24 protein-coding genes are annotated in these 26,437 nt (G+C 70.9%); 16 read left to right on the forward strand and 8 right to left on the reverse strand.

Annotation, left to right across the window (positions count from 1 at the left end):
- Positions 1 to 144 precede the first annotated feature (144 nt).
- Entirely contained in the window at positions 145 to 1,032 is an 888-nt protein-coding gene (locus ABZ459_RS40395) for a hypothetical protein (RefSeq protein ID WP_357982492.1), read from the forward strand.
- A gap of 88 nt (positions 1,033 to 1,120) precedes the next feature.
- Here the strand turns inward: ABZ459_RS40395 and galE are convergent, their stop codons facing one another.
- Positions 1,121 to 2,098: a UDP-glucose 4-epimerase GalE gene (gene galE / locus ABZ459_RS40400; protein WP_357982495.1), complete on the reverse strand. Its 978-nt coding sequence runs from the start codon at positions 2,096 to 2,098 to the stop codon at positions 1,121 to 1,123.
- A 192-nt stretch (positions 2,099 to 2,290) separates the two neighbouring features.
- Between galE and ABZ459_RS40405 the strand changes: the two genes are divergently transcribed.
- The 6 genes from ABZ459_RS40405 to ABZ459_RS40430 all read left to right on the forward strand — a co-directional run bounded on the left by ABZ459_RS40405 (position 2,291) and on the right by ABZ459_RS40430 (position 6,418).
- Entirely contained in the window at positions 2,291 to 3,691 is a 1,401-nt protein-coding gene (locus ABZ459_RS40405) for a glutamate--cysteine ligase (protein WP_357982498.1), read from the forward strand.
- 5 nt (positions 3,692 to 3,696) lie between these two features.
- Positions 3,697 to 4,335: a neutral zinc metallopeptidase gene (locus tag ABZ459_RS40410; protein ID WP_357982501.1), complete on the forward strand. Its 639-nt coding sequence runs from the start codon at positions 3,697 to 3,699 to the stop codon at positions 4,333 to 4,335.
- Between the two features lie 66 nt (positions 4,336 to 4,401).
- Entirely contained in the window at positions 4,402 to 4,659 is a 258-nt protein-coding gene (locus tag ABZ459_RS40415; RefSeq protein ID WP_352323895.1) for a WhiB family transcriptional regulator, read from the forward strand.
- Between the two features lie 226 nt (positions 4,660 to 4,885).
- Positions 4,886 to 5,566: a CPBP family intramembrane glutamic endopeptidase gene (locus tag ABZ459_RS40420; protein WP_357982504.1), complete on the forward strand. Its 681-nt coding sequence runs from the start codon at positions 4,886 to 4,888 to the stop codon at positions 5,564 to 5,566.
- 226 nt (positions 5,567 to 5,792) lie between these two features.
- The gene (locus ABZ459_RS40425; protein ID WP_357982507.1) at positions 5,793 to 5,993 is read left to right on the forward strand and encodes a type II toxin-antitoxin system VapB family antitoxin; all 201 of its coding nucleotides are present in this window, start codon (positions 5,793 to 5,795) and stop codon (positions 5,991 to 5,993) included.
- The gene (locus tag ABZ459_RS40430) at positions 5,969 to 6,418 is read left to right on the forward strand and encodes a PIN domain-containing protein (protein WP_357982510.1); all 450 of its coding nucleotides are present in this window, start codon (positions 5,969 to 5,971) and stop codon (positions 6,416 to 6,418) included. Before ABZ459_RS40425 ends, ABZ459_RS40430 begins: the two co-directional genes overlap by 25 nt.
- A gap of 44 nt (positions 6,419 to 6,462) precedes the next feature.
- Here ABZ459_RS40430 and ABZ459_RS40435 read toward each other — a convergent pair whose 3' ends face one another.
- Positions 6,463 to 7,182: a PIG-L deacetylase family protein gene (locus ABZ459_RS40435; protein ID WP_357982513.1), complete on the reverse strand. Its 720-nt coding sequence runs from the start codon at positions 7,180 to 7,182 to the stop codon at positions 6,463 to 6,465.
- A gap of 125 nt (positions 7,183 to 7,307) precedes the next feature.
- Between ABZ459_RS40435 and pcrA the strand changes: the two genes are divergently transcribed.
- Positions 7,308 to 9,536 (forward strand): DNA helicase PcrA, encoded by a 2,229-nt coding sequence (gene pcrA, locus ABZ459_RS40440; RefSeq protein WP_357982795.1) that lies wholly within the window; start codon positions 7,308 to 7,310, stop codon positions 9,534 to 9,536.
- Between the two features lie 108 nt (positions 9,537 to 9,644).
- Here the strand turns inward: pcrA and ABZ459_RS40445 are convergent, their stop codons facing one another.
- The 3 genes from ABZ459_RS40445 to ABZ459_RS40455 form a co-directional block, all read right to left on the reverse strand.
- Positions 9,645 to 10,535 carry a L,D-transpeptidase gene (locus ABZ459_RS40445; RefSeq protein ID WP_357982516.1) on the reverse strand — a complete coding sequence of 297 codons (891 nt, stop codon included), beginning with the start codon at positions 10,533 to 10,535 and terminating at the stop codon, positions 9,645 to 9,647.
- 175 nt (positions 10,536 to 10,710) lie between these two features.
- Positions 10,711 to 11,343, reverse strand: coding sequence for a response regulator transcription factor (locus ABZ459_RS40450; protein WP_352323887.1), 633 nt, complete (start codon positions 11,341 to 11,343; stop codon positions 10,711 to 10,713).
- The gene (locus tag ABZ459_RS40455) at positions 11,340 to 12,548 is read right to left on the reverse strand and encodes a PspC domain-containing protein (RefSeq protein ID WP_357982519.1); all 1,209 of its coding nucleotides are present in this window, start codon (positions 12,546 to 12,548) and stop codon (positions 11,340 to 11,342) included. Before ABZ459_RS40455 ends, ABZ459_RS40450 begins: the two co-directional genes overlap by 4 nt.
- Positions 12,549 to 12,662: 114 nt before the next feature.
- Between ABZ459_RS40455 and ABZ459_RS40460 the strand changes: the two genes are divergently transcribed.
- The 8 genes from ABZ459_RS40460 (at position 12,663) to ABZ459_RS40495 (ending at position 22,946) form a co-directional block, all read left to right on the forward strand.
- On the forward strand, positions 12,663 to 14,390 hold the full coding sequence (locus ABZ459_RS40460) for a PspC domain-containing protein (protein ID WP_357982522.1): 1,728 nt from the start codon (positions 12,663 to 12,665) through the stop codon (positions 14,388 to 14,390).
- Positions 14,380 to 14,583 carry a hypothetical protein gene (locus tag ABZ459_RS40465; RefSeq protein ID WP_352323884.1) on the forward strand — a complete coding sequence of 68 codons (204 nt, stop codon included), beginning with the start codon at positions 14,380 to 14,382 and terminating at the stop codon, positions 14,581 to 14,583. Before ABZ459_RS40460 ends, ABZ459_RS40465 begins: the two co-directional genes overlap by 11 nt.
- Before the next feature lie 72 nt (positions 14,584 to 14,655).
- Complete coding sequence (locus ABZ459_RS40470; RefSeq protein ID WP_357982526.1) at positions 14,656 to 15,138, forward strand: (2Fe-2S)-binding protein; 483 nt, start codon at positions 14,656 to 14,658, stop codon at positions 15,136 to 15,138.
- A gap of 50 nt (positions 15,139 to 15,188) precedes the next feature.
- Positions 15,189 to 17,534, forward strand: a complete 2,346-nt coding sequence (locus ABZ459_RS40475; RefSeq protein ID WP_357982798.1) for a xanthine dehydrogenase family protein molybdopterin-binding subunit — start codon at positions 15,189 to 15,191, stop codon at positions 17,532 to 17,534.
- Positions 17,531 to 18,385, forward strand: a complete 855-nt coding sequence (locus ABZ459_RS40480) for a xanthine dehydrogenase family protein subunit M (protein ID WP_357982529.1) — start codon at positions 17,531 to 17,533, stop codon at positions 18,383 to 18,385. Before ABZ459_RS40475 ends, ABZ459_RS40480 begins: the two co-directional genes overlap by 4 nt.
- Before the next feature lie 75 nt (positions 18,386 to 18,460).
- On the forward strand, positions 18,461 to 19,165 hold the full coding sequence (locus tag ABZ459_RS40485; RefSeq protein ID WP_357982532.1) for an SRPBCC family protein: 705 nt from the start codon (positions 18,461 to 18,463) through the stop codon (positions 19,163 to 19,165).
- Between the two features lie 89 nt (positions 19,166 to 19,254).
- Positions 19,255 to 21,888 (forward strand): CDP-glycerol glycerophosphotransferase family protein, encoded by a 2,634-nt coding sequence (locus ABZ459_RS40490; protein WP_357982535.1) that lies wholly within the window; start codon positions 19,255 to 19,257, stop codon positions 21,886 to 21,888.
- Positions 21,885 to 22,946 carry a glycosyltransferase gene (locus ABZ459_RS40495; RefSeq protein WP_357982538.1) on the forward strand — a complete coding sequence of 354 codons (1,062 nt, stop codon included), beginning with the start codon at positions 21,885 to 21,887 and terminating at the stop codon, positions 22,944 to 22,946. The genes ABZ459_RS40490 and ABZ459_RS40495 overlap by 4 nt, the downstream gene beginning before the upstream one ends.
- Here the strand turns inward: ABZ459_RS40495 and ABZ459_RS40500 are convergent.
- Genes ABZ459_RS40500 through ABZ459_RS40510 form a run of 3 tightly spaced genes read right to left on the reverse strand, consistent with a single transcriptional unit; the run spans position 22,943 to position 26,359 of the window.
- Positions 22,943 to 23,974 carry a sulfotransferase gene (locus ABZ459_RS40500; protein WP_357982540.1) on the reverse strand — a complete coding sequence of 344 codons (1,032 nt, stop codon included), beginning with the start codon at positions 23,972 to 23,974 and terminating at the stop codon, positions 22,943 to 22,945. The genes ABZ459_RS40495 and ABZ459_RS40500 overlap by 4 nt on opposite strands.
- Positions 23,975 to 23,995: 21 nt before the next feature.
- Positions 23,996 to 24,853: a CDP-alcohol phosphatidyltransferase family protein gene (locus ABZ459_RS40505; RefSeq protein ID WP_357982543.1), complete on the reverse strand. Its 858-nt coding sequence runs from the start codon at positions 24,851 to 24,853 to the stop codon at positions 23,996 to 23,998.
- Positions 24,854 to 24,901: 48 nt separating this feature from the next.
- Entirely contained in the window at positions 24,902 to 26,359 is a 1,458-nt protein-coding gene (locus tag ABZ459_RS40510) for a glycosyltransferase (protein WP_357982545.1), read from the reverse strand.
- Positions 26,360 to 26,437 lie beyond the last annotated feature (78 nt).

Below are 26,437 nucleotides of genomic sequence, written 5' to 3' on the forward strand. Positions count from 1 at the left end.
GCCTCAAAACCCACAGCCCCTACGACCAGGCAACCGCCTGGTCGCACCGATCAAACGACCTCGCTGCTTGACAACAAACGTCCAGGGATGTCTGAGCCGCCGAGCTGCCGTCACTCCCCCTCGAACCAAGGAACACAACCGCACATGAAGCGAATCCTCACCGGCGTCGCGCTGGCGACGACCGCCGCCCTGGTGGTCGCCACCCCCGCGCTGCTGGCGGCTCCGGCCCAGGCGGCCGCGCCCAAGAACCCCGTGGCCGCCGTGAAGAAGCAGCTCGTCCCCGGCAAGGGGGTGAAGTTCAGCGAGCGCATCAGCGTCTCCGACGGTACGCGCAGCGAGGTCTTCATCCGGCGCACGGGCACGTTCCAGTTCAGCAAGTCCGGCCTCGCCGCCTCGGACATCACGGCCAAGTTCGCCCTCAACCTGTCCGACCTGGGCGACGACGCGCCGGAGACGCTCAAGGCTTTGGCCACGCCCGAGCGCACGATCCGGATCGGCACCACGTCGTACCTGTCCGGCGGCATGTGGAGCAAGGTCCTGCCCGAGGGCGAGACCTGGTTCAAGGCCCCGCACGGCCCGACGGGCGGCCTCACCGGCACGTTCGGCCAGCCGGTGAACGTCGCCGAGCAGGCCACGCTCAAGGCCCTGCTCAAGACCGCCAAGCCGGTGAGCGGCGGTTACGCCGGCAAGATCACCGTCCGCGACCTGCGGAAGATCTCGCTCTGGTACCGGTCGAGCGCGATCGACCCGCGTCCGACGGCCAAGGCGCTGAAGAGCGTCATCAGCTGGAAGCTCACCGTGAACGCGGCCGGCCTGCCGGTGCGCCTGGTGGCCACGTTCCCGCAGACCGCGATCACCGGCTCGGGCTCCACGAAGGACGGCGGCGTGCGGGTCGACACCCGGTTCACCGGCTGGGGCGGCGCCGTGTCGATCAAGGCTCCGACGGCTGACGACGTCTCCAGCGAGTTCGAGAACGGCAAGGACGACATCTCCTCCCTCGACCTGCCGTTCGGCGTCAGCGTCGCCAAGTAGCACCGCCAGTGCCGAGGTCCGCGCCTCTCCCGTCGCCGCTTGGCGGGACAGGCGCGGTGCCCGGCCCCTCCGGCCCCGGGCGCGCGGGTCAGGCGAGGCGGGAGTCGCGCAGGGCGGCCCACTCCAGCGAGTGCCTGATGCCCTCCTCGACGGTGAACCGGGTCTCCCAGCCGAGCAGCCGCCGCGCCCGGTCGCTGCGCGTGTACGCCCCCGCCACGTCACCGGGCCGGGCGGGCGCCTCGACCACGTCGATCGGCCGGTCGGCGACCCGGTTGAACGCCTCGGCCAGCTCGCGGACCGTCGTTCCTGCGCCGGTGCCGAGGTTGATGACGTCGGCGTCCAGGGAGTCGAACCGGCGCAGCGCCGCCACGTGCGCGGCGGCCAGGTCCCAGACGTGGACGTAGTCGCGAATGCCCGTGCCGTCGCTCGTCGGGTAGTCGGTGCCGGTGATCGCGAACGGCACGCCCTCCTCGTACGCCTCGATCATCTTGCCCAGGGCGTGGCTGGGACGGCGCAGTTGCAGGCCCGTGCGCATGGCCGGGTCGGCGCCGATCGGGTTGAAGTAGCGCAGCGACAGGATGCGGATCGGCCGGGTGGCGGCGACGTCGGCGAACATGGCCTCGCAGACCGCCTTGGTCCGCGCGTACGGGCTCTGCGGGGCGAGCGGCGAGCTCTCGTCCACGGTGTGGTCCGCGCCGGCCTGGTAGATCGACGCGGACGAGCTGAAGATCATCCGCTCGCAGCCGTTGCGCAGCAGGTGGTCGGCGAACTCCAGGCTCTTGGCGACGTTCGCGCGGTAGTAGCCGACCGGGTCGGCGACGGAGTCGGGCACGACGATCAGGGCCGCGCAGTGGACGACGGCCTCGATGTCGGGGTGCTCGGCGAAGATCTTGTCGACGAGGGCGCCGTCGCCGATGTCGCCCTCGTAGAAGACCCGTCCGTCGGCGAACTCCCTGCGGCCCGTCACGAGGCTGTCGAGGATCACGGGCTCGATGCCGGCGTCGAGGCACGCCGACCCGATCGTGCTGCCGATATAGCCCGCCCCACCGGTAATCAATACGCGCATGCCCGAACCCTACGGGGATGTCACGGGGGTCGCGCGCCCTCTCGATGATCTTCATGTGGTCCGGCCCGCGGGGACATCGCGTCGATCTCCGGCTGGTCATGTCGGCCCAGCCGTGCGACATTTCCTGGTATGGGCAGGGACGTACCAGTCGTCGTGTTCAGCCGGGACGATCGCCGGAAATATCGGGAAAAGGTGCGTCGATGTCTCGACGTCTTCGCCCAGATGTTGCGCGAGTCCCGTTTCGAGTTCGAACGCCCCCGTGCCGGCCTGGAGATCGAGCTCAACATCGTGGACGCCCGTGGCGAGGCCGCCATGCGCAACGCCCAGGTGCTGGCCGCGATCGAGCAGCCGGACTGGGCCACCGAGCTGGGCCAGTTCAACATCGAGATCAACGTCGAGCCCCGGGAGCTGACCGGCGACGGCCCGCTGCACCTGGAGGCGGACGTACGAAGGCGGCTCAACCACGCCGAGGAGCGCGCCCGCTCCCAGGACGGGCACCTGGTGCTGATCGGCATCCTGCCCACGCTGCGCGAGCAGGACATCAGCGAGGGCACCCTGTCGGCCAACCCCCGCTACCGCCTGCTCAACGAGCAGATCTTCGCCGCCCGCGGCGAGGACCTGCACCTGTGCATCGAAGGCGTGGAACGCCTCGACACCCACGCCGACAGCGTCGCGCCCGAGGCCGCGTGCACCAGCGTCCAGCTCCACCTCCAGGTCAGCCCGGAGGCGTTCGCGCCGCACTGGAACGCCGCCCAGGTCATCGCGGGCCCCCAGGTCGCCGTCGCGGCCAACTCCCCCTACCTGTTCGGCAAGGAACTGCACCGCGAGACCAGGATCGCGCTGTTCGAGCAGGCCACCGACACCCGTCCGGCCGAGCTGAAGACGCAGGGCGTGCGGCCGCGGGTGTGGTTCGGGGAACGCTGGATCACCAGCGTCTTCGACCTGTTCGAGGAGAACGTCAGCTACTACCCGGCGCTGCTCCCCCTGTGCGAGGAGGAGGACCCGCGGGCCGAGCTGGACCAGGGACGCATCCCCCAGCTGCACGAGCTGACCCTGCACAACGGCACCATCTACCGCTGGAACCGGCCCGTCTACGCGGTCGTGGACGGCGTGCCGCATCTGCGCGTGGAGAACCGCGTCCTGCCCGCCGGGCCCACGGTGGCCGACATCGCCGCGAACGCCGCGTTCTACTACGGCCTGATGCGCGTGCTCCCGTCGGCCGAACGGCCGATCTGGAGCCAGATGTCCTTCCGCACCGCCGAGGACAATCTCGCCGCCGCGGCCCGGCACGGCCTGGACGCCCGGCTGTACTGGCCGGGGCTGGGCGAGGTGCCGGCGGCCGAGCTGATCCTGCGCCGGCTGCTGCCCATGGCGCGCGAGGGCCTGGCCGCGTGGGGGGTGCACACGCCGGTCGCCGACCGGCTGCTCGGCATCATCGAGGGACGCTGCCTGACCGGCCGTACGGGCGCGACGTGGCAGGTCGAACGGGTGCGCGCGCAGGGCGGCGACCGCCACGAGGCGTTACGCGCCATGACGTTGGACTACATCGACCGCATGCACGGCAACGATCCGGTGCACACTTGGGACGTGTGAACCTCGTGCGACCTCGCCTTCTCGTCCTGGCCCTCGTCCTGCTGCTCGCCGGCTGCGGCCTCACCCGGCCCGCGTCCAGGGACGTTCAGGGGGCCGACACGTTCGAGGACGACATCCGGGCCGCGCGCACCCTCACCGAGTCGTTCTGGACGGAATTCTTCGACCAGCAGGGGATGACATATCGGCCTATCGCCGACTTCATCCCTTACTCCGGGAGTTCGGGTCCTTCCTGCGGGGGCGAGCCGTCCGTGCCGAACAACGCCTTCTACTGCCCCGAGGGCCACTTCATCGCCTATGACCAGGCCTGGATGGAGTCGTTGTGGAACGACATGGGCGACGGGTCGGTGTACGTGATCATCCCCCATGAGTTCGGGCACGCCGTCCAGGCCCAGCTCAGGACCGGTTTCGAGCTGAATGTCCAGGCCGAGCTCCAGGCCGACTGCTACGCCGGCGGAACCCTGTCGGCCCTGGTCGGGTCAGGCTCCCTGCGCGCCCAGCCCGGTGACGAGGACGAGCTCATGACCAGCCTGGAGGCCGCCGGCGACCCCACGGACGACTGGCTGAACCCCGCCGCCCACGGCACCGCCGAGCAACGCCAGACCTCCTTCGCCGACGGCTACCAGGACGGCGTGCGCGCCTGCTGAGGATGTACACGCGGGTCAGCCCAGAGGATGATGTGTCTGATCATGACCTGCCTCTACGGTGGAGGCATGCCACTGGAGGAGATCGGCTGGCTGCGCAGAGGCGCGTGCAGGTCCAGCGACCCTGACCTCTTCTTCCCGCTCGCGCCCTCACCGTTGCAGGAGGCCCGCGCGAAGGCGGTCTGCGCCCGCTGCCCGGTCATCGACGAGTGCCGCTCCTACGCCTTACGCGAGGGCGAAACGGAGGGCATCTGGGGCGGCCTCACTCCGCAGGAACGCCGCCGCACCCGCTTCCCCGCAGGCTGGCGCAACTCCGCCGCCTCCTGACCCACGCCGTCCCCACCGGATGACGCGACATCCCGTTGCCCGCTGACATCGGCTCCCTTCGGACGACGCGACCCCCCTGCCCGCCGACGCCGTCCCCGTCGGATGGCGTGACGCCCCCGTCCCCTGACGCCGTCACCGTCGGATGGTGTGACCCCCCGTCTCCGGACGCCTTCCCCCGCCGGAGGGTGTGACGCCGTCGGGTTGTGGTGCGACGTAGCCTGCAAGGGTGCTGTTGCGCTCGATCGCCGTCCTCACCGCCGCCAACGTCCTCAACAACAAGATCGCCCCCAGGCTCGCCCCCCTGACGTCCGCCGCCGCCACCGCCGCGCTCGTGGCCATGGCCCGCCGGCACGGGGTGTCGTGGCGTGAGCTCGGGTTCGAGAAGGCGTCCCGGGGAGCGGCGGTCGGCGGCGCGCTGGCGACCGCGGTGGCCGCCGTCTACACCGTGGGCATCGCCGTGCCCCGCACCAGGCCGCTCTTCCACGACGAGCGCGCCCTGTCGCTCTCGCGCGCCCGCGCCCTGGAGGAGGCCCTGCTCCAGGTCCCCCTGGGCACGGTCCTGCTGGAGGAGGCCGGGTTCCGCGGCGCGCTGCACGGCATGCTGGCCCGCCGGCACGGCGCGACCGCCGCCACGGCGGTCTCCTCGGCGCTGTTCGGCCTGTGGCACATCCTCCCGGCGATCGACATGGCCCGCGCGAACCCGGCGCTCGGCGCGCTGACCGCGGGCGAGTCGCCCGCCCATCTCGACGTCGCGCGGGTGGTGGCGGGCAGCGTGGTGTCCACGGCGGCGGCCGGGGTGCTCTTCTGCGAGCTCCGGCGCCGCGGCGGGCTGCTGGCGCCGTCGATGCTGCACCTGGCGACCAACTCGCTCGGCTACCTCTTCGCGAGGCTCTCGGCAAAGCGCTGAAATCATCCCGGACCGCGGCCGGGTTGAGAGTTCTCCCCCGGGCCGGGATGAGATTTCCACCTCGGAAGATGAGGATCCTTCACCGACATTTGGAACGGTCCACAATGGGCGCGACCGATGCTCTAACGTCTCGGCCACGACCCTCCCCGCAGGCGCACCACTCCGGGACGGGCGCATCTCAAGATCACTATTTCTGATATCCCCGGAGGTACGGAGGTGGTGTTGCATGCGTACGGTGATCGACGTCGACACAGGTCTCCTGGAGCTGGCCCAACGCGAATTGGGCACATCGACCGTGAAGGAGACGGTGAACGCGGCACTGTCGGAGGTCGCAGAAAGGGCCAAACGCCGCGAAGCCTACAAATACTGGCGCACCCGGGACAATACGCATCTTCTGGATCCGTGGATCATGAAGCATGCGTGGTGACCACCGGAGTGGTCTACCTGATCGACAAGAGCGCTCTGGCCCGCATGCCGCATCCAGCGGTCCAGCGGGCCCTCGAACCGCTCATGCTCGACAGAACCCTCGCGGTCTGCGAGGTCACGCAACTGGAGGTGCTCTACAGCGCCTCTGACCTCAAAGGCCACCAACGGGACGCCCGCTACCTGCGGGAGGGCTTCCGCCTCCTGTCCATCACGCACAAGGAGGTCGGACCAAGGGCCCTGGAGGTGCAGGCGATGCTCGCCGGAAGGTCGCACACCCGGGCGGCCGGGCCGGGCGACCTGCTGATCGCCGCCTGTGCCGAGCTGCATCAGGCGACGATCCTGCACTACGACCGGTACTTCGACGTCATCTCCGAGGTCACCGGGCAGCCCGCGCTCTGGGTGGTGCCGCCCGGCTCGATCCCCTGAGCCAGGGGCGGAAAGGTCGTGCTCAGGCCGCGGTCAGGCCGCGGTCAGGCCGTGGGCACGACCTGGAAGCCCTCCGCGTAGTGGCCCTCGCCGAAGCCGGCCTGCTCGGCCCACGCGGCGAAGCGGCCCCGGACGAAGTCGGTGAAGCCCTCGACGTGGGCGACCTGGCTGACGTGCGACTGCAAGGCCGCGAGCTTGCGGTCCATGACCGCGGTGACGTCCACCCAGTGGTTGGGGGTGGGGCCGCCGTTCAGCCAGACCTCCCTGACCGTCCACGCCTCCAAGCTCTCGTCGCGCAGCAGCTCGGGGAAGGCGTAGGGGTTGCGGGCGTCGGGGTAGACCGCGTCGAGCGCGGCCCCGCCCACGGCCCGGTGGTCGGGGTGGCTGGGAGCGACGAACTGGTAGTTGCGGTCGGGGTGGTGGGTGATGACCAGGTCGGGGCGTACCTGGCGGATCACCCGGGCGATGTCGCGCCGGAGGTCGAGCGAGGGCACCACCCGGCCGTCGGAGTAGCCGAGGAAGCGCACGTCCGTCACGCCGACGGCCTTGGCCGCGGCGAGCTGCTCGGTCCTGCGCAGCTCGGCCATGCCGGAGTTGTCGAGGGTGCGCTCGTTGCCGCCGGCGTCACCGTCGGTGACGAGCAGGTACGTGACCTCCAGCCCCCGCTCCACGAACAGCGCCACGCTTCCCGCCGCGGCGAAGTCGACGTCGTCGGGATGCGCGGTCACGACAAGTACCCGGTTGATCTCGGCTTCCGGCAGCATGGCTTCCCTTCCTGGACCCTGTACGGAGGACAACCGGCACCCCGTCGGAGGCATTCCGGGCGCCGTTTGTCGGTGGCGCGTCTTAACCTAGGTGGGTGCCGACCCAAGTCTCTGTTGACCACCCCTTGCTCGACGGCCTCAACCCCCAGCAGCGCGAGGCCGTGATCCATCATGGCAGCCCCCTGCTCATCGTGGCGGGGGCGGGGTCGGGGAAGACGCGGGTGCTCACCCACCGCATCGCCTACCTGCTGGCCGAGCGCAACGCCCATCCGGGCGAGATCCTGGCCATCACCTTCACCAACAAGGCCGCCCGCGAGATGAAGGAGCGCATCGACAAGCTCGTCGGGCCGCGTTCCAAGGCGATGTGGGTGATGACGTTCCACAGCGCCTGCATGCGCATCCTGCGGCGCGAGGCCAAGCGGCTGGGCTTCCCGTCGAGCTTCTCGATCTACGACCAGGCCGACTCGCAGCGGCTGATGGCGATGGTCTGCAGGGAGATGGAGCTCGACCCGAAGCGCTACCCGCCGCGTTCGTTCTCGGCGCAGGTCAGCAACTTCAAGAACGAGCTGGTCGACTACGAGACCGCGCTCGACAAGGCGGGCTCGCACCTGGAGAAGACGCTCGCGCAGGCGTACAAGGCCTATCAGCTCAAGCTGACCGAGGCCGGCGCGATGGACTTCGACGACATCATCATGAACACGGTGACGTTGTTCCAGCTCTTCCCCGAGGTGGCCGAGCACTACCGGATGCGGTTCAGGCACGTGCTGGTCGACGAGTACCAGGACACCAACCACGCCCAGTACATCCTGATCCGCGAGCTGGTGGGCCATCCCGAGCTGCGCACCGCCGACGGCGACGTCGTGCGTCCGGGCGCCGACATGTCCGAGCTGTGCGTGGTGGGCGACGCCGACCAGTCGATCTACGCCTTCCGCGGCGCGACGATCCGCAACATCCTGGAGTTCGAGCGCGACTACCCCGACGCCCGCACGATCCTGCTGGAGCAGAACTACCGCTCCACCCAGAACATCCTGGCCGCGGCCAACGCGGTGATCGCGCGCAACGAGGGCCGCAAGCCGAAGAACCTCTGGTCCGACCAGGGCGACGGCCCCAAGATCGTGGGCTACGTCGCCGACAACGAGCACGACGAGGCCATGTTCGTGGCCCAGGAGGTCGACCGGCTCAGCGACGAGGACGGCGTCAGGCCGAGCGAGGTCGCGGTGTTCTACCGGACCAACGCCGCCTCGCGCGTGTTCGAGGAGATCTTCATCCGCACCGGGCTGCCGTACAAGGTGGTCGGGGGCGTGCGCTTCTACGAGCGCAAAGAGGTCAAGGACCTGCTGGCCTACCTGCGGGTGCTGGCCAACCCGGCCGACGTCGTGTCGATGCGGCGCATCCTCAACGTGCCCAAGCGCGGCATCGGCGAGCGGGCCGAGGCCATGATCGAGGCGCTGTCCTCGCGCGAGCGCATCTCGTTCTGGGACGCGCTGCGCCGGGCCGACGAGGCGTACGGCATGGCGACGCGCTCGCTCAACGCGGTGCGCGAGTTCGTGGCGATGCTCGAGGAGCTGATCGCCAAGGCCGAGGGCGTGCCGCCGTCGACGCTGGCCGAGGAGATCCTGGTGGCCACCGGCTACCGCGCCGAGCTGGAGGCCTCCGAAGACCCCCAGGACGAGTCCCGCCTGGAGAACCTCAACGAGCTGGTCTCGGTGGCCTCGGAGTTCGAGGAGGCCAACCCCGAGGGCACGCTGGTGGAGTTCCTGGAGCAGGTGTCGCTGGTCGCCGACGCCGACCAGATCCCCGACGCCGACGGCGGGCAGGGGGTCGTCACGCTGATGACGCTGCACACGGCCAAGGGGCTGGAGTTCCCGGTCGTCTTCCTGACCGCGATGGAGGACGGCGTGTTCCCGCACGTCCGGTCGCTGGGCGAGCCGAAGGAGCTGGAGGAGGAGCGGCGGCTGGCCTACGTCGGCATCACCCGGGCGCAGAAGCGGCTCTACCTCACGCGGGCGGCGGTGCGCAGCTCGTGGGGGTCGCCGTCGTTCAACCCGGCCTCGCGGTTCGTCAACGAGGTGCCGGGGCAGCTCATCGACTGGCGTACCGACCCGGAGAAGTCGGCCTGGAGCGCGGCGACGCGGCGGGAGCCGGCTGCGCGGCCGGCGCCCAGGAGCGGCGGCGGCGGGTCGCGGCAGGTCCTGTCGTTGACGCCCGGCGATCGGGTGACGCACGACAAGTGGGGGCTCGGCACGGTGGTGGCCGTGGACGGGGTGGCGGAGAAGACCAAGGTCAAGATCGACTTCGGTGCCGACGGGGAGAAGACGCTGCTGCTGGCGTACGCACCCCTGGAGAAGCTCTGACCCCTGAAGGCCGACAGGCGCCCGCCCCTCGCCGGAGGCCGGGCGCCCTACGGCGGGTCGGGCGACGGCAGGGCGCCTGGGGGGCGGCCCTGCCGGTCGGTTGCCGGGTCAGGGCTTGAGGGCGCTGCCCTGCTTCCACTGGGTCCAGTTGAGCTGCCAGTAGCTCCAGCCGTTGCGCCAGTCGAGCTTGCGCTTGGTCCCGGTGATCTTGACGACGTCACCGCGCTGGGCGATGCCGTAGAACCACTTGGCGCCCTGCGGGGTGGCGCGCACGCAGCCGTGGCTCTGGTTGGAGCGGCCGAGGTACTGGTAGTAGCCGGCGCTCTGGTGGACGTACTCGCCGCTGTCGGAGATGCGCACCGCCCAGGGGATCTCCTCCTTGTAGTAGCGCGGGTCCTTCGGGTCGGTCACCCCCATCCAGGACGACGTCATCGTCTCGACGGCCTTCTTGCCCATGGTGAGGTGCACGCCGCTGGTGGTGAGGTAGACGTCCACGCCGTTGCGCAGCAGGCCGCCCCGGCCGGCGCTGATCGCGATCTTCTTGGCGATCTTGCCGTCCCGGTAGACCTTCATCTGGTGCCTGCGGGTGTCGACGACCGAGATGTTCGCGTTGCCGACGGCGAAGCGGCGGGTGACGTCCTCGGCCTTGTTGCCGGGGAGCTGGCTGAGGCGCGCGGTGAACAGCACCTTCTGGTGCGGCTTCCAGTACGTCTTCGTCCGGTAGATGACCTTGCGGGCCGACACCCAGCGCCAGGCGCCCTCGACCGGTTTGTCGGCCTGGACCTCCAGCAGCGCCTCCACGGCGGCCTTGTCCTTCACGTCCCGGTCGAACGTGACGATGATCGGGAAACCGACGCCGACTTTCTCCGACGTCTCCGCCATGGGCGTGATGTCGGCGATGTCGAGCTTGACCTTCTTGGCCGGAGCCGCGACGTGGGCAGCCGCGGCGACGCCCACGGAGGCGGTCGTCCGGACCGCCGGGGCCTGCGAGGCTGGCACGCCTTCTGCCGAACAGGCCGCAGCCGAGACCAGTGCGACCATGGCAAGCAACCGGGGGACGCGATTCAAGGGGGTTACTCCTGGTTTATGTGCTTCTCCTTCCATGTGTGACTACTGAGACGCCTGATTCGTCTACGGATCGCCGTAACGACCTTGTAACGGTCCAGAAAGCAGGTCAGACCAGGCGGCGCGCGGTGGCCCAGCGAGACAGCTCGTGCCGGTTGGAGAGCTGGAGCTTGCGCAACACGGACGACACGTGCGTCTCCACGGTCTTGACCGAGATGAACAGCTCCTTGGCGATCTCCTTGTACGCGTAGCCGCGGGCGATCAGGCGCAGCACCTCGCGCTCGCGCTGGGTCAGCGAGTCGAGCTCGGGGTCGATCGAGGGCGCCTCGGAGGAGGCGAAGGCGTCGAGGACGAACCCGGCCAGCCGCGGCGAGAAGACCGCGTCCCCGTCGGCCACCCGGCGGATGGCGTCGGTGAGCTCCTTGCCGCTGATGTTCTTGGTGACATAGCCGCGGGCGCCGCCCCTGATGACGCCGATGACGTCCTCGGCGGCGTCGGAGACCGACAGCGCGAGGAAGCGCACCTGCGAGCCCGTGCTGAGGACGCGGCGCAGCACCTCCTGGCCGCCGCCGCCGGGCATGTGTACGTCGAGCAGGACCACGTCGGGCTGGTGCTCGGCGATGGCCTTGACCGCCGTCTCGACGTCCTCCGCCTCGCCCACGACCTCGATCGAGTCGCCCAGCTCCGCGCGTACGCCGGATCTGAACAGCCGGTGGTCGTCGACGATCAACACGCGTGTCATTGCTTGTCCACCTTCATCGTCAGCATCACTTCCGTGCCCTCGCCGGGCTCGGTGCGGACCCTGGCCGTGCCGCCGTGACGTTCCATTCTCCCGATGATGGACTCCCTGATGCCCATTCTGTCGAGGGGCACCGCCTCAAGGTCGAAGCCCTTGCCGCGGTCCTTCACGAAGATGGTCACCTCCAAGCCCTCCACCTCCGCGTAGACGGAGATGGCCGGGCTCTCAGAATATTTGGCCGCGTTGACCATCGCCTGCCTGGACGCCTTGAGCATCGCCGCCAGCTTGCCCTGCGCGTCGAGGTCGATGTCGCCGACGCAGACGACCTCGATGGGCACGCCGTGGGAGTCCTCCTCCTCGGCCGCGATCCGGCGGACGGCGGCGGCCACGGTGGCGTCGGCGTCCTGGGCGGGCTGGTAGAGCCAGTTGCGCAGCTCGCGTTCCTGGGAGCGGGCCAGCCGGGTGACCTCGCGGGGGTCGTGGGAGACGCGCTGGATGAGCGTGAGCGTGTGCAGCACCGAGTCGTGCACCATGGCGGCCACCTCGGCGCGTTCCTCCTGCCGGATGCGCTCGCGCCGTTCGAGCTGCAGTTCCTTCCACAGGCCGGCCAGCCAGGGCGCGGCGATGACCGCGATGCCGCCGACCACGACGACGGTGAACAGCAGACCGGGCCTGGCCTGGGCCAGCTCGCCCTGGGCGTACAGGAAGCCGGCCGCGCCGATGACGACCAGCGTCACGCCGAGCAGCGTGCGCACCCGGTTGGTCCGGATGCTCTTGGTGGCGCCGCTGACCCAGTTCTTGCGGCGTTCGGGGTCGGCCTGCTGCCACAGGATGAGCGCGCCGATGCCGCCGACGGCGAACGGCAACATGCCGATCCCGCCCTTCGAGGCCCCGGTCAGCCAGCCGAACGCGGCCAGCGCCACGCCGATCGCGCTGAACGCGGCGAGCTGACTCCAGTCGCGCTGCGGCGGCGGCCCCTCGTACGGCTCACGCGGAGTGATCATCCACAGCACGGCGTACGCCACCATGCCGACCCCGTCCACGACGCTGAGCAGCACGAACATCAGCCTGATCACGACGGGATCGAGGGAGAGCTGCGCCGCCAGCCCCTGGGCCACGCCGCCGAGCAGGCGGCCCTCCATGGGGCGGAGCATCCGGCGATAGGGTCGATCGCCGGTGGGCTCGGCAAGTGTCTTCTGGTCTGCCATAACATCGCCATCGTCACATGTCGCGGGCACTTCGGGCATCAGGGAACAACCCCCAGGGTCGAGTCAGGGGTCTCCCGGATGCGACCACCCCGCCCGACGGTCCACGATGGTTCCATGACAGAAGCTCCGCCCCGGCAACCAGCCGCCCCGCCCCGGGAGCTGCGACGCAGCAGCGAGGGGCGCTTCCTCATGGGCGTCTGCGCCGGTCTCGGGCGGCACACCGGCATCGACCCCGTGGTGTTCCGCGTGGCGTTCGCCGTGCTCCTGCTCGGTTCGGGCATCGGGATCTTCCTGTACATCGCGGCGTTCCTGCTGATGAAGGAGCCCAACGGCGGGCCGGGGATCATCGAGCAGTGGACCCGCCGCGACTTCGACGCCGAGGCCGTGATGGCGCTGCTGACCGCGGTGCTCGGGTTCGGCCTCGCGCTCAACCTCGCGACCGTCTGGCTCGACACCGGCACGCTGGTGGTCGGCGTGCTGCTGGCCGTCTCGCTGCTCGCGGCCCACTCCAGAGGCGTCGACCTGCTGGGCCTGGCCCGCTCGATGCCCGAGCGGCTCGGTCGCCGGCGCTCCCCCGACGCGGAGCCGCCGGCGCCGTCCTACGCGCCGCCCGCGGCCACCCCTCCGGTACGTCCCGCCGAACCGGGCTGGTCAGGCCTCGGCGACACCGCGACGGCGCACCCCGAGTCCCCCGCGCCGGCCCCGGCTCCCAGGATGACGGCCGCCGCCCACGCCGAGGCCGTGGCCGCGCGGCTGCGGGCGATGTCGGCCGGCCGGCAGGCCGAGACACCGCGTACGGACCGGCCCGAGACCCCCGAGGCGGGACAGGCGGAGGCCGGCAAGGCCGAGATGTCGAAGATCGAGGCCGCACAGGCGATGGAGGCCGCCGGCGCCGTGACGGCGGAGCACCAGCTCCCCCGCGACGCGACCCGCCAGGCGCAGACCCCCGGCACCGAGACCCCTGACGCGCAGGCCCCCGACGAGGAGGCCCCGAAGACGCGGGTCGAGGCCCAGCAGCCGCGGCCGCAGGCTCAGGCGGCGTCGCGGCAGGAGCCGCCCGCCTACCGCCCCCAGCCCAGGACCGCGATCGACTACAGCGGCTACGGCGAGCCCTTCGCCCCGAAGGGCCCCTACCGCCCGCTCGACCCGGCCAGGCGGTCCGGCCAGTCGCCCTACGACCCCGCCCTGTACGGCCGTCCGGCCACCGCCCCGGCCCCGCAGAAACGACGCCCCAAGTCGTTCATCGGGGTCATCACCATCTTGCTCGCGATCATAGTGGGAGGGATCGTCGTGGCGGTCCAGGCCAGGTCGGCCGCGGGCGTGAGCCCGACCATCGTCGGCGGCGCCGTGCTCATCACCATCGGCGCCGGGCTGCTCATCGCCGCCTGGTGGGGCCGCGGCGCCGGTCTCGTCGCGGCGGGCACCACGGTCGCGCTGCTCATCGGCGTGGGGCTGATGCTGGGCGGCCTGCCGCGCAACGTCGGCGACTCCACCTGGTACCTGACCAAGCCCTCGGAGGCGGGCAAGGTCTACGACGTCGGCGTCGGCGACGGCCGGCTGGACCTGACGGAGCTGAAGGCGCTGCCGGGGACGAGCCTGACGTTCGACGCCCGGGTCTCCGTGGGCGAGCTGACGGTGATCGTGCCGCCGACGGCCAGGGTCGAGGTGCACGCGATGAACAAGGTCGGCGACATCAAGGTCGACCAGTCGATCAGGGGTGGCGTGGACGTCAAGTTCGACAAGGTGCTGGAGCCCGAGGTCAGGTCCGAGGACGAGGAGTTCACGATCGTGCTGAACCTGCGGGGCGGCCTCGGCGACATGGAGGTGCGCCGTGGCGCGTGACGTCGAGCGGGTCCGGCGCCTGCACAGGACCGACTGGATGGCCCTGCTGAGCGGCACGTTGTTCGTGGTGCTCGGCATCCTGGTGGTGACCCGCGTGCTCACGGACGCGCTGGTCGTGGTCGGGCTGACCGTGGTGGGGCTGGCCTTCGCGGGGGTGGTGGCGATCATCGCGCGGGTGGTCCGCGGCAAGTAACCCTTGACCGGGAAAAACACCGGCGTAGTTTCGGGTGTGTCCGCCTTTCCCCCTGCTCCTGAGGGAGGACGTATGCCCCGAATCACCGTCACCGTCGACGGGATCAAGTACGAGGAGGACGTCGAGCCGCGGCTCCTCCTCGTCCATCTACTACGTGAGCGGCTCGGCAGGACCGGCACCCCGGTCGGCTGCGACACCAGCAACTGCGGCGCGTGCACGGTGCTGCTCGACGGCAGGAGCGTGAAGAGCTGCTCCGTGCTCGCCGTGCAGGCCGACGGCGGCGACGTCGTCACCGTCGAGGGCCTGGGCGCGAACGGGTCGATGCACCCGATGCAGCGGGCCTTCCACGAGGAGCACGCGTTGCAGTGCGGCTACTGCACCCCCGGCATGGTCATGGCCGCGATCGACCTGGTCCGCGAGGACCCGGAGCCCTCGGAGGAGTCGATCAGGCACGGCCTGGAGGGCAACCTGTGCCGCTGCACGGGCTACTGCAACATCGTGCGCGCGGTGAAGCGCGGCGCGCAGGAGATGGGGCAGGCGGTGAGGACGCAGTGAGCGAGCTGAGCCCCGAGGCCGTCGCCGGGCAGATCGCCGACAGCGGCCAGATCAACGAGCCGGCCGGCGTGCACGAGGTGGGCCGGCCGCGCCGGCGCAAGGAGGACGCCAGGCTGCTGACGGGGCGTACGCGCTGGACGGACAACCTCTCCAGGCCCGGCACGCTGCACGTGATGTTCCTGCGCAGCCCGATGGCTCACGCCCGGATCACCCGGGTGGACGTGTCGGCGGCCCGCGGCCTGCCCGGCGTGGTGGCCGCGTTCAGCGGCCAGGACTTCGCCGCCGAGCAGGGCAGTCTGCCGTGCGCGTGGCCGGTGACCGACGACGTCGTCATCCCCGACCACCCGCCGATGGCCACCTCCGAGGTCCGGTACGTCGGCGAGGCCGTGGCCTGCGTGGTCGCGACCGACCGGTACCGGGCGGCCGACGCGCTGGAGGCCATCGAGGTCGACTACGAACCGCTGCCCGCGGTGCTCGACATGACCGAGGCGCTGTCGCCGGACAGCCCGAAGGTGCACGAGGCGGGCAACCAGGCGTTCTCCATGAAGATCACCTCCGGTGACATCGACGCGGCGTTCGAGGGCGCCGCCGTCGTCGTCGACCGGACGTACGTGCAGCAGCGGCTCATCCCGACGGCCATGGAGCCGCGGGCGGTGCTGGTGGACACCGACGGCGACTCGTTCACGATGTGGACCTCCACCCAGATCCCGCACATCCTGCGCGTCATGCTCGCGGTGGTGACCGGCATCCCCGAGCACGACCTGCGGGTGATCGCCCCCGACGTGGGCGGCGGGTTCGGCTCGAAGTTGCAGGTCACCGCCGAGGAGGTGCTCTGCCTGCTGATGGCGCGCCGGCTGGGCCGGCCGGTCAAGTGGACGGAGTCCCGCTCCGAGGGCAACCTGACCGTGCACCACGGCCGCGACCAGCTCCAGCACATCCGGCTCGCGGCCGACGCCGACGGGCGCATCCGGGGCCTCCAGGTCGACCTGCTGGCCGACATGGGCGCGTACCTGATGCTGGTGACGCCGGGGGTGCCGCTGCTCGGGGCGTCCATGTTCAACGCGATCTACAAGATGGACGCGTACGAGTTCGGCTGCAGGGGCGTGTTCACCACCAAGATGCCCACGGACGCCTACCGGGGCGCGGGCCGTCCGGAGGCGACGTTCGGCATCGAGCGGACGATGGACGAGCTCGCCGCCGAGCTGGGCCTGGACCCGCTGGAGGTGCGCCGGCGCAACTGGATCAGGCACGAGGAGTTCCCGTTCACGACGATCTCGGGGCTGACCTACGACTCGGGCAACTACGAGGCGGCCACGGAGCGGGCGCTGTCGCTGTTCGGCTACGACAAGCTGCGGGCCGAGCAGGCCGACCGGCGGGACCGGGGCGATCCGGTGCAGCTCGGGATCGGGGTCAGCACGTACACGGAGATGTGCGGGCTGGCGCCGTCGCGGCTGCTCGGGGCGGCGAACTTCGGGGCGGGCGGCTGGGAGCACGGCTCGGTGCGCATGCTGCCGACCGGCAAGGTCGAGGTCATCACCGGCACGTCCCCGCACGGCCAGGGGCACGTGACGGCGTGGAGCCAGATCGTGGCCGACGCGCTGGGCGTGCCGTTCGAGGACGTGCGCGTGCTGCACGGCGACACGGCCGTCGCGCACAAGGGCATGGACACCTACGGCTCGCGCTCGCTGGTCGTGGGCGGCATGGCCGTGCTGCGGGCGTGCGAGAAGGTCAGGGAGAAGGCCAGGAGGCTGGCCGCCCACATGCTGGAGTGCTCGCCGGACGACCTGGAGTTCGACGGCGGCGTGTTCAAGGTGCGCGGCACCGGGTCGGGCCGGACGATCCAGGAGCTGGCCTATGCCGCGTTCCAGGCGCACGACCTGCCCGACGGCGTGGAGGCGCGGCTGGACTCCGACGCCACGTTCGACCCGGACAACTACTCCTTCCCGCACGGCACGCACCTGTGCGCGATGGAGGTGGACACCGAGACGGGCAAGACCCGGATCCGCTCGTACGTGGCCGTGGACGACGTCGGCAAGGTGGTCAACCCGCTGATCGTCGAGGGCCAGGTGCACGGCGGCATCGCGCAGGGCGTGGCGCAGGCGCTGTTCGAGGAGGCCGTCTACGACACCGAGGGCAACCTGCTGACCGCGACCATGGCCGACTACCTGCTGCCGTCGGCGGCGGACCTGCCGTCGTTCACGACGGACCGCACCGAGACCCCCGCGACCGGCAACCCGCTGGGCGTCAAGGGCGTCGGCGAGGCGGGCACGATCGCCTCCACCCCGGCGGTGGTGAACGCGATCGTGGACGCGCTGCGGCCCTACGGCGTCGGCGACATCCGGATGCCGTGCACGCCCGAGCGTGTCTGGCGAGCGCTGGAAGGAGCGCGGCGATGATCCCCGCACCGTTCGACTACGTGCGTCCCGACTCGCTCTCGGCGGCCTGCGCGGAGCTCGCCGCCGACGAGGACGCCAAGGCGCTGGCCGGCGGGCAGTCGTTGCTCCCGCTGCTGCGGTTGCGGCTGGCGTATCCGTCCAAGCTGGTGGACATCGGCCGCCTGCCCGGCCTGAACGGCGTGCACGACCGGGGCGACCACGTCTTCATCGGCGCGCTGGCCACGCACGACGAGGTCATGCGGTCGCCGGTGGTGAACGCCGGCGCCCCGCTGGTGGCGCTGGCCACGGCCAGGGTGGCCGACCCCGCGATCAGGCACCGGGGCACGTTCGGCGGCTCGCTGGCGCACGCCGACCCGGCGGGTGACCTGCCGGCCGTGGTGCTGGCGCTGGACGGCGTGATCGTGGCGGCGTCGGCGCAGGGCGAACGGGAGATCCCGGCCGCCGAGTTCTTCGTCGACTACCTGGAGACGTCCCTGCGCGCCGGGGAGATCCTGGTCGGCGTGAAGGTGCCGAAGCTGGGCGAGGGCTGGGGCTTCCACTACGAGAAGTTCCACCGGACCGCGCAGTCGTGGGCGATCGTCGGCGTGGCGGCCGCGGTCAGGCGTTCCAACGGCTCGATCGCCGAGGCCAGGGTCGCGCTGACGAACATGGGCCCGACCCCGGTGCGCGCCCGCGCGGCCGAGACCGCGTTGCGCGGCGTCGAGCTCGGCGACCGGGTGCGGCAGGCGTGCGAGGAGGCGGCGGAGGGCACCTCGCCCCCCGCCGACCTGCACGCCCAGCCCGACTACCGCCGCCACCTGGCCCGGGTGCTGACCCATCGGGCAGTGCGCGCGGCCGCCGGGACCCCCTGAGTGAGGCGGGGGCGCCTCTTCCGGGCGCCCCCGCCCCGACGTAGTGTCGCAACCAACCTCGGAAGGAGCGGATCGATGGCGATGCGGTTCGAGCACGAGTTCACTGTCCCGGTTCCGGTCGAGCAGGCGTGGGCGGTGCTGCTCGACGTCGAACGGGTCGCGCCGTGCCTGCCCGGGGCGACGCTCGACATCTTCGAGGGCGACGAGTTCACCGGCCGGATGAAGGTCAAGGTCGGCCCGATCACCGTCACCTACCGGGGCTCGGCCAGGTTCGAGGACGTCGACAAAGACGCCCACACCCTCACCATCCAGGCGTCGGGCAAGGAGGCCAGGGGCTCCGGCACGGCCTCGGCCACGGTCAGGGCGCGCATGGCGCCGGCCGCGGAGGGCACGTCGGTGGCGGTGGAGACGACGTTCAACGTGACCGGGCGGCCGGCGCAGTTCGGACGCGGGGTCATGGCCGAGGTCGGGGCCAAGCTGATCGACAGGTTCGCCGGCAACCTCGCCCAGCTGCTCTCCGAGCCGATGGTGGAGCCGGTGGCGCCCCAGGAGCAGGAGCAGCAGCCGCTGGAGGAAGAGCGGCACCTGAGCGCGGTGCCCGTCCCCGAGCCGGACGTGCGGCCCGCGGGCACGCTGCGGACCTCGCGCACGCCCGACGAGGAGGCGCTCGACCTGATGGAGATCGCCGGGCAGCCGCTGCTCAAGCGGCTCGCGCCGATCGCGGGCGGCCTCCTGGCGCTCACGATCCTCATCTGGGCGATTCGTCGTCTTATGCGCTGATTTTCAGCAAAAACCCCATAAAGTCCGGTCAGTTCCCGCCGCCAGGGGGAAGTGCCATTCCCGCAGGTCATTTCTGGGGGGACATGGGCATGCCGGACTGCAGCGTCGTCGTGATCTCGTACAACGACGCGGCCCGCCTGCCCAGGGCCGTGCGTTCGGTGTTGCGGCAGACGTTGCGCGACCTGGAAGTGATCATCTCCGACGACGCGAGCACGGACGGCACGCCCGAGGTGGCCGCGCGGCTCATGGCCGAGGACCCGCGGGTGCGCTACCTGCGCAGGGAGAGCAACAGCGGCGGCTGCGGCGCCCCGCGCAACGACGGCATCGACGCGGCCAGGGCGCCGTACGCCATGTTCCTCGACAGCGACGACGAGCTGCCCAGGCACGCGTGCAAGAGCCTGCTCACCGAGATCGAGCGCACCGGCGCCGACTTCGTGTCGGGGCAGATCTCCCGGCTGTTCGAGCGGGACGGACGGCTGCGCCCGTACTACCCGTCGTTGTTCGCCCGGCGGCGGGTGGTCGAGGGCATCCGCGCGGAGCCAGAGCTCTTCCTCGACTCCTTCAGCACCAACAAGCTCTACAACGTCGCCTGGCTGCGCGACAACGTGCTGCGCTTCCCCGAGGACATCCACTACGAGGACCACGTCTTCGCCACCGAGCTGTACGCGGTGGCCCGCCGGTTCGCGATCGTGCCGTGGGTGGTCTACCACTGGCACCGGGCGAGCTCGAACGAGTCCATCTCCCTGAGCATCGACGAGATGGACAACGTCCGGCAGCGGGTGGTCGCGGCCCGGCTGAGCGACGACATCCTGCGCGGGTACGGCGCGCAGGACCTGGTGCCACACCGGCAGTACCGGTTCCTGCGGCAGGACCTGCGGGTCTACCTCAACCCGCTGCCCGCGCGCGACCTGGTGTGGGTCAAGGAGTTCGCCTCGGTCGTGCGGCCGTACCTGGAGGAGATCCCCGGCGAGGTGTTCGACCGGATCGAGCCGATGGACCGGGTCTGCTGCCGGCTCATCCTGGACGACCGGATCGAGGACCTGCGCGTGGCGGCCGGCTCGCTGACCGGCCCCCGGGCCGCGCCGCGGGCGGCCGTGCAGGTGGACGGGCGCACGTACTGGGGCACGACGGCCGCGCCGGGGCTGGACATCACCGCGCTGCGCCTGGCCGAGCTGCCCTACACCGACTCCCGGCTGCGGCACGAGGTGACCGGCCTGGCCACGAACGGCGAGCGGGTGCGGATGACCGTGCGCACCTACGACCCGTTCGGCGTGCTGCCGGCCGAGTGGGACGCCTTCCTGGAGGCGGGCCGGGAACGGGTGCCGATCCAGCCGGTCCCCTCGGGCGACGGCGGCTACGTCAGCGAGGTCGTCTTCGCCCCTTGTGGCAGGAGCGACCCGCACGTCGGCTTCCGGCGCCGCTCCGACGGCCACGTCACCACCGACCGGCTGATCGTGGACCCCAACCTGGAGCCGATCGAGCTGCCCGGCTGCACGGTCAAGGCCGAGGGCTACGCCGCCTACCTGTGCGTGCGCACGCATTCGCGTACCCGCTCGGCGCTGCGGCGGGCGCGGCGGCTGCTGCTCAGGAAGCTCAACACGCCGGGCGCCAAGTTGCGCGCGTACAAGCTGCTGATCAGGGTGGTGCCGCGGCGCGACGACCTCGCCCTGTTCGAGTCGGACGTCGGCAAGGGCTACAACGGCAGCCCCCGCGCCATCTACGAGGAGGTACGGCGGCGCGGCCTGCCGATCGAGGCGGTCTGGTCGGTCGCCAAGGGCCGCAAGAACTTCCCCGCCGACGTGCGGCTGGTCCGCCGGGGAAGCTGGCGCTACCTGTGGACGATGGCCCGCGCCGGGATCTGGGTGGACAGCCACGGCTTCCCGCTGGACTATCCGAAGCCGCCCGGCACCCGCTACCTGCAGACCTGGCACGGGCAGGGCATCAAGTCGATCGGCTTCGACGCCCCCGACCTGCGCGGCGACTTCGACCGGCCGCGCGAGCAGTGGCGGGCCGCCGTCGCCCGGTGGGACGCGCTGGTGTCGCCGAGCGCGGAGTTCTCGCGGGTGTTCCTGCCCTCCAACGGCTACGACGGCAAGGTCTACCGGTGCGGCACGCCGCGCTGCGACGCGCTGGTGCGGGCGCAGGCAGGCGGCGACGTGCGGGCCCGGCTGGAGATCCCGCCGGGGCACAAGGTCCTGCTCTACGCGCCCACCTACCGCGACCGGGACAGGATGAGCGGCCGTTCGGTACGCGCCGACCTGGACCTCATGGCCGAGGAGCTGGCCGGCGAGTGGGTGGTGGTGCTGCGTACGCATCCGGTCGAGAAGTACGACCCGCCCGAGCGGCTCAGGCACTTCGTGCGGTCGGCCGCGTCCTATCCGGAGATCAACGACCTGATGCTGGCCTCCGACGCGCTGCTGACCGACTACTCCTCCGTGATGTGCGACTACGCGGTGACCGGCCGGCCGATGGTGTTCCTCATCGACGACTGGGACGACTACCGGCTCTCCGAGCGCGGCGTCTACCACGACCTGCCCGCCATCGCCCCGGGCCCGTGCGTGACGACCACGGCCGAGCTGGTGGACGTGCTGCGGAACCTGCCCGAGGTGCACGCCGCCTTCGCCGCCAAGTACGCCGCCTTCCGCGCCCTGTGGTGCGCCGACGAGCACGGGGACGCCTCCGCCCGCATCGTGGACGACTTCTTCGAGGGGCGCACGCGATGACCGTCGTCTTCGCCTGCCTGGACGCCGACACGCTCGGCGGCGTCCAGCAGGTCACCCACACCCTGGCCCAGGGCCTGGCCGAACGCGGCCACGAGGTGCACGTCGTCGGCCTGCACCGCGCCGCCGCGCCCTTCCGCTACGTGGACCGGCCGCGTTACCGGCAGCACGTCGTGGGCGGCCCGCTCGGCGTGGAGGGGCCGCTGGCCAGGCGCCTGGCCGACCGCAGGGTGAGGGAGCTGCTGCGCGGCGTCCGCCCCGGGTACGCGGTGCTGACGTCGCCGTCGGTGGTGACCAGGCTGTCAGGGCTGCTGCCCGCCGGGTTCCGCTCGATCGGGCAGTACCACGGCTCCTACGACCACGCCCGCGACTGCTGGCACCTGGCCTCGATCAAGAAGCACTACCCCGACCTCGACCAGGCGCTCTTCCTCAGCGAGGACGACGCCTGGGCCTTCTCCGAGCACGCCCTGCTGCCCAACGCCTGGACGCTGCCCAACCCGCTGGGCGCCTGGCCGCAGGAGACGTCGGCGCTGGAGGTGCCGCGGGTGCTGGGCGTGGGACGGCTGGAGGGCGTCAAGCGGTTCGACCGGCTGATCAGCGCGTTCGCCCGCGCCGAGCCGCCGCCGTCCTGGGAGTTGCACCTGATCGGCGACGGCGCGGAACGCGAGCGGCTGCGGGCGCACGCGGCCCGGGAGGGCGTCGCGGACCGGGTGGTCCTGCGCGGTCTGGTGCCCGCTCATCGGATGCGCGAGGAGTACCAGAACGCCTCGCTGGTGGCGCTGACCAGCGAGCACGAGGGCCTGCCTGTCGTGCTGCTGGAGGCGTGCGCCCACGGGGTGCCGTCGGTGGCCTTCGACGTGTCGGGCGGCGTGCGCTCGGCGGGCCCGGTACGGGTGCCGCCGGGGGACGTGGACGCGTTCGCCGCCGAGCTGGCCGCGCTGATGGGGTCGGCGCGGGAGCGGCGGCGGCTGGGGGCCGCCGCCCGGGCACGGGCCGAGGCGTTCCGCCTCGACCACGTGCTGGACCGCTGGGAGCGGCTGTTCGCGCACATCGAGCGCTAGACGGTCACCTCGGGACGCTGCTGCGGGATGCCGGCCAGCGACTTCTGCGTGGAGGTGAGCAGCGCGCCGACCGGGCTGGGCTCGCGCAGCCGGTTGAAGCGGTCGCGCATGGCCTTGCGCGACCGGCTGGCCTTGCGCTTCTGCATGGTCTTCTGGCAGGCCGTCACGTGCTCCTTGGTCGGCCTGGGCGCGCCGGTCAGCTCGTACCCGTTGGCCTGGAGGCGCTCACCGAGGACGTGCTCGCAGAGCGCGATCTCCCAGTCGTCCAGGCGGTTGGCCCAGCTCCCGACCCGGCTGCGGGTGACCTCGCGATGGGTGTTGCTGTGCCAGACCTTGTGCTGCGGGACGGCCTGGACGGCGGCCTCGCGAGGGGAGATCATCGACGGCGCGAAGTCCTCCTCCAGGAAGTGGCAGAGCTTCTTCATCTCGGTCATCGGGTCGTCGGTGAGGTCTTCGTAGCGCAGCTCGTAGTAGGTGTCGTCGGGCAGCGTGCGCCGCAGCCGCTCGCCGGCGTCGATGGCCTCGGCCCAGGTGGAGATCGCGTGGAAGGAGTCCAGCGTGTACCAGGGCATCTCCTTCAGCGAGGCCACGCAGTCGCGGCCGTCCCTGATCAGGTGGATGAACTGGGCGTCGGGGAAGAGGCGCAGCAGCAGGTCGGTCTGCTTGACGTAGCTGGGCCTCTTGTCGCCCCAGCGGGCCTTGTCGAAGCGGTCGGCGTACATCCGGAAGGCGGTGCCGATGACCGAGCCGAGCGAGCCCGGCCCCTCCACGGCCTGCCGGATGAACTCGTCCTTGTCGATCTTGAGCTCGCGGAACTTCGTGCTGCGGTCGGTCGCGATCCACTGCGCCAGTGCCTTGCGCCGCTGGGGGACCCGCAGGTCGCCCCATGTGCGGCGCCGGTAATAAGCGGGAACGAGGAAGCGCGTCTCCGGTGGCACCGCCATGCGCGGGTGCGAGTGGAGCATGAGCTGGAGCATCGTGGTGCCGGACCGCGGGCATCCAATGACGAAGACTGGCCGGTCGGACATTTCGTACTAACCCCCGAAAACTTAGACGAGAACGTGCTCTCGGCTCTCCTGGGAGGGCACGCTGTGCCTGCGCGTGAAGAGCCACATCCGGTAGACAAGGAAGATCTCGTTGGCGAGGAGCAGGACGCCGGCGGCCATGGCGAGCGGCATCAGCGCCCACGCCCCCGCGAGCGGCGCGACCACGAAGACCGCGGCATGGAACTCGATGCCGCTGATCAGGTGCGAACGCACCCGGTGCCTGGCCAGGAACCTGTTGAGGCGCCTGAAGAAGGAAGGCAGCCGCCGCCTGCGGCCACCGGGGCGCGGACCGCGCTCCACGAGCAGGTGCAGGTCGAGGTCCGCGGGCGCACACTCCAGCGGGACGGTGTCCTCGCCGGGCAGCTCCGGCTCGCCCCGCTCCTCCCTGACCGCCTCGCGCACCCGCTTCATCTGCGGGGCGTTGACGTACCTGAACAGGTCGAGTACGGCCACCGCCGCGCCGAGCACCACGTAGCGGACATCGTCCGTCAGGACGTACTGCCCGTACGCCAGCCCCCCGGCACACAGGACGACCCTGACCCGGTCCCCCACGTAGTCCAGCCAGAGGCCGAAGGGCGTCCCCGTGCCCTTGAGCCGGGCTATCTTGCCGTCCACGCAGTCGATGGTGAAGCTCAGGTAGAACATCAGGGCGCCGGCGACGAGCTGGTCCAGCGCGAAGCAGGCCGCTGACACCATGCCGAGGACCAGCGAGAACACCGTGAGCCCATTGGGCGTGATCCGGGTGCGGTTGGCGACGGGAAGGGCGACCCGGCAGGCGACCGGATCCACGAAATACACGGTCCACCAGGAGTCTCTCCGCTTGCGTGTCTCGTAGACGTCATCCAGCGAATAGGTCCTCATGGATCCCAGCATGGCTACGGACCGCCGTCTGACGATTACTGTCTGGAACTACTGGGGGATGTCCATGCCGCTTCTTGACCAACCCTGCAGGGAAAACCGCCACGCACCGTGCGCGTCTCCGTCCCTGAACGAGCCCTTGAGCACGAGCCCGCGGGTCTCGGCCTTGACCAGGAGCCGCCAGGTCGGGCCGCCGCCTTCGAGCGCCCTGGGGTCGATGTCGGCCACCACGCCGTACCGGCCGGCGCGCCGGACCTCCAGGGGCACCCGGCGGCGGCCGTCGCTCAGCCACACGCTCACCTTGCCCACCTTGCGCTCGACCCGGTGGATGGCCACCTCGCCGCGCAGGCGGAACCCGGCGCCCGTCCAGGAGCAGTCGTCCACCCTGGCGATCAGCTTGAGCTCGTCGCGGGCGTCGTAGACCTCGTCGGGGATGCCGAGCCGCCGTCGCCGCCGGAAGTAGGGGTAGTCGCCGTACCAGTTGACGGTGCGGAAGCCGCGGGGGCGCACCCGGGTGCCGTCCACGCGGCTGCGGCGGAAGTCGCGCACCGCCCGCAGCTCGTCGATCATGCCGCGCCTGACCAGGTGCAGCTCCAGGCGACGCAGCGAGGGCGCGCCGGCCAGCGCGCGCGGGCTCAGCTCGTCCAGCCAGGAGTCGGCCAGCCCCAGCAGCGGCACCAGGTCCTCGCCCGCCTCCCGCGCCGACTCCAGCGCCTGGAACAGGAAGATGATGTCCTTCTCCAGCACCAGCGCGTCGAACTCGGGCAGCAGCTCCGGCGCGCCGTCGTCCAGGAACGCGCGCACCGCGCGGATGGCGGCCAGGCGCTCGTGCAGGTTGGGCAGCTGCGAGCGGCGTTGCGTGATCGAGGTCTCCCCCTCGTCGCGCCGGCGCCAGTGGTAGACGACGTCGTCCACCATGTCGACGCTGGTGGCCAGGACGTGGGCCTGCATGGCGACCGGCACGTCCTCGTAGATGCCGGCGGGGAAGCGCAGGCCGTGCCGCCGCCAGAAGTCGGCGCGGTAGACCTTGTTCCACACCGTACGGTCCCTGACCAGCACCTTCTTGTCGGTGATGTGCGTGCACAGCACGGGCCGCCGGAAGACGCGCTCGTGCAGGATCGACTCCTCCAGCACACCGTCCACCATGCGCCTGACCGCGCCGCACGCCAGGTCGGAGCCGGTCTCCCCGAGCTTGGCGAGCAGCACCTCGTACGCGTGCGGCGGCACGACGTCGTCGCTGTCGGCGAAGGCCAGGTAGGTGCCCCTGGCCCGCCTGACGCCCTCATTGCGGGCCGGCCCCGGCCCCATGTTCTGCTGCTCGACCAGCGTGAAGCGGGGATCTCGGGCCACGAAGTCGTCGGCCAGCCGCCGGCTGCCGTCGATCGAGCCGTCGTCGACCATGATGACCTCGAAGTCCTCCATGGTCTGGGCGGCCAGCGATTTCAGGCACTCCGTCAGGTACGGCTCCACGTTGTGGACCGGTACGACGACACTGAGCAGGGGGATCATGACGCTCCTTGGCTTTCGTGGAAGGCGGTCGAGGGCAGCATGCCGTGGCCGCCTCGCCTGTTCCGCGTTCGATGCCCG

The sequence above is a fragment of the Nonomuraea sp. NPDC005692 genome, from assembly GCF_040631115.1.
Taxonomy (GTDB): domain Bacteria; phylum Actinomycetota; class Actinomycetes; order Streptosporangiales; family Streptosporangiaceae; genus Nonomuraea.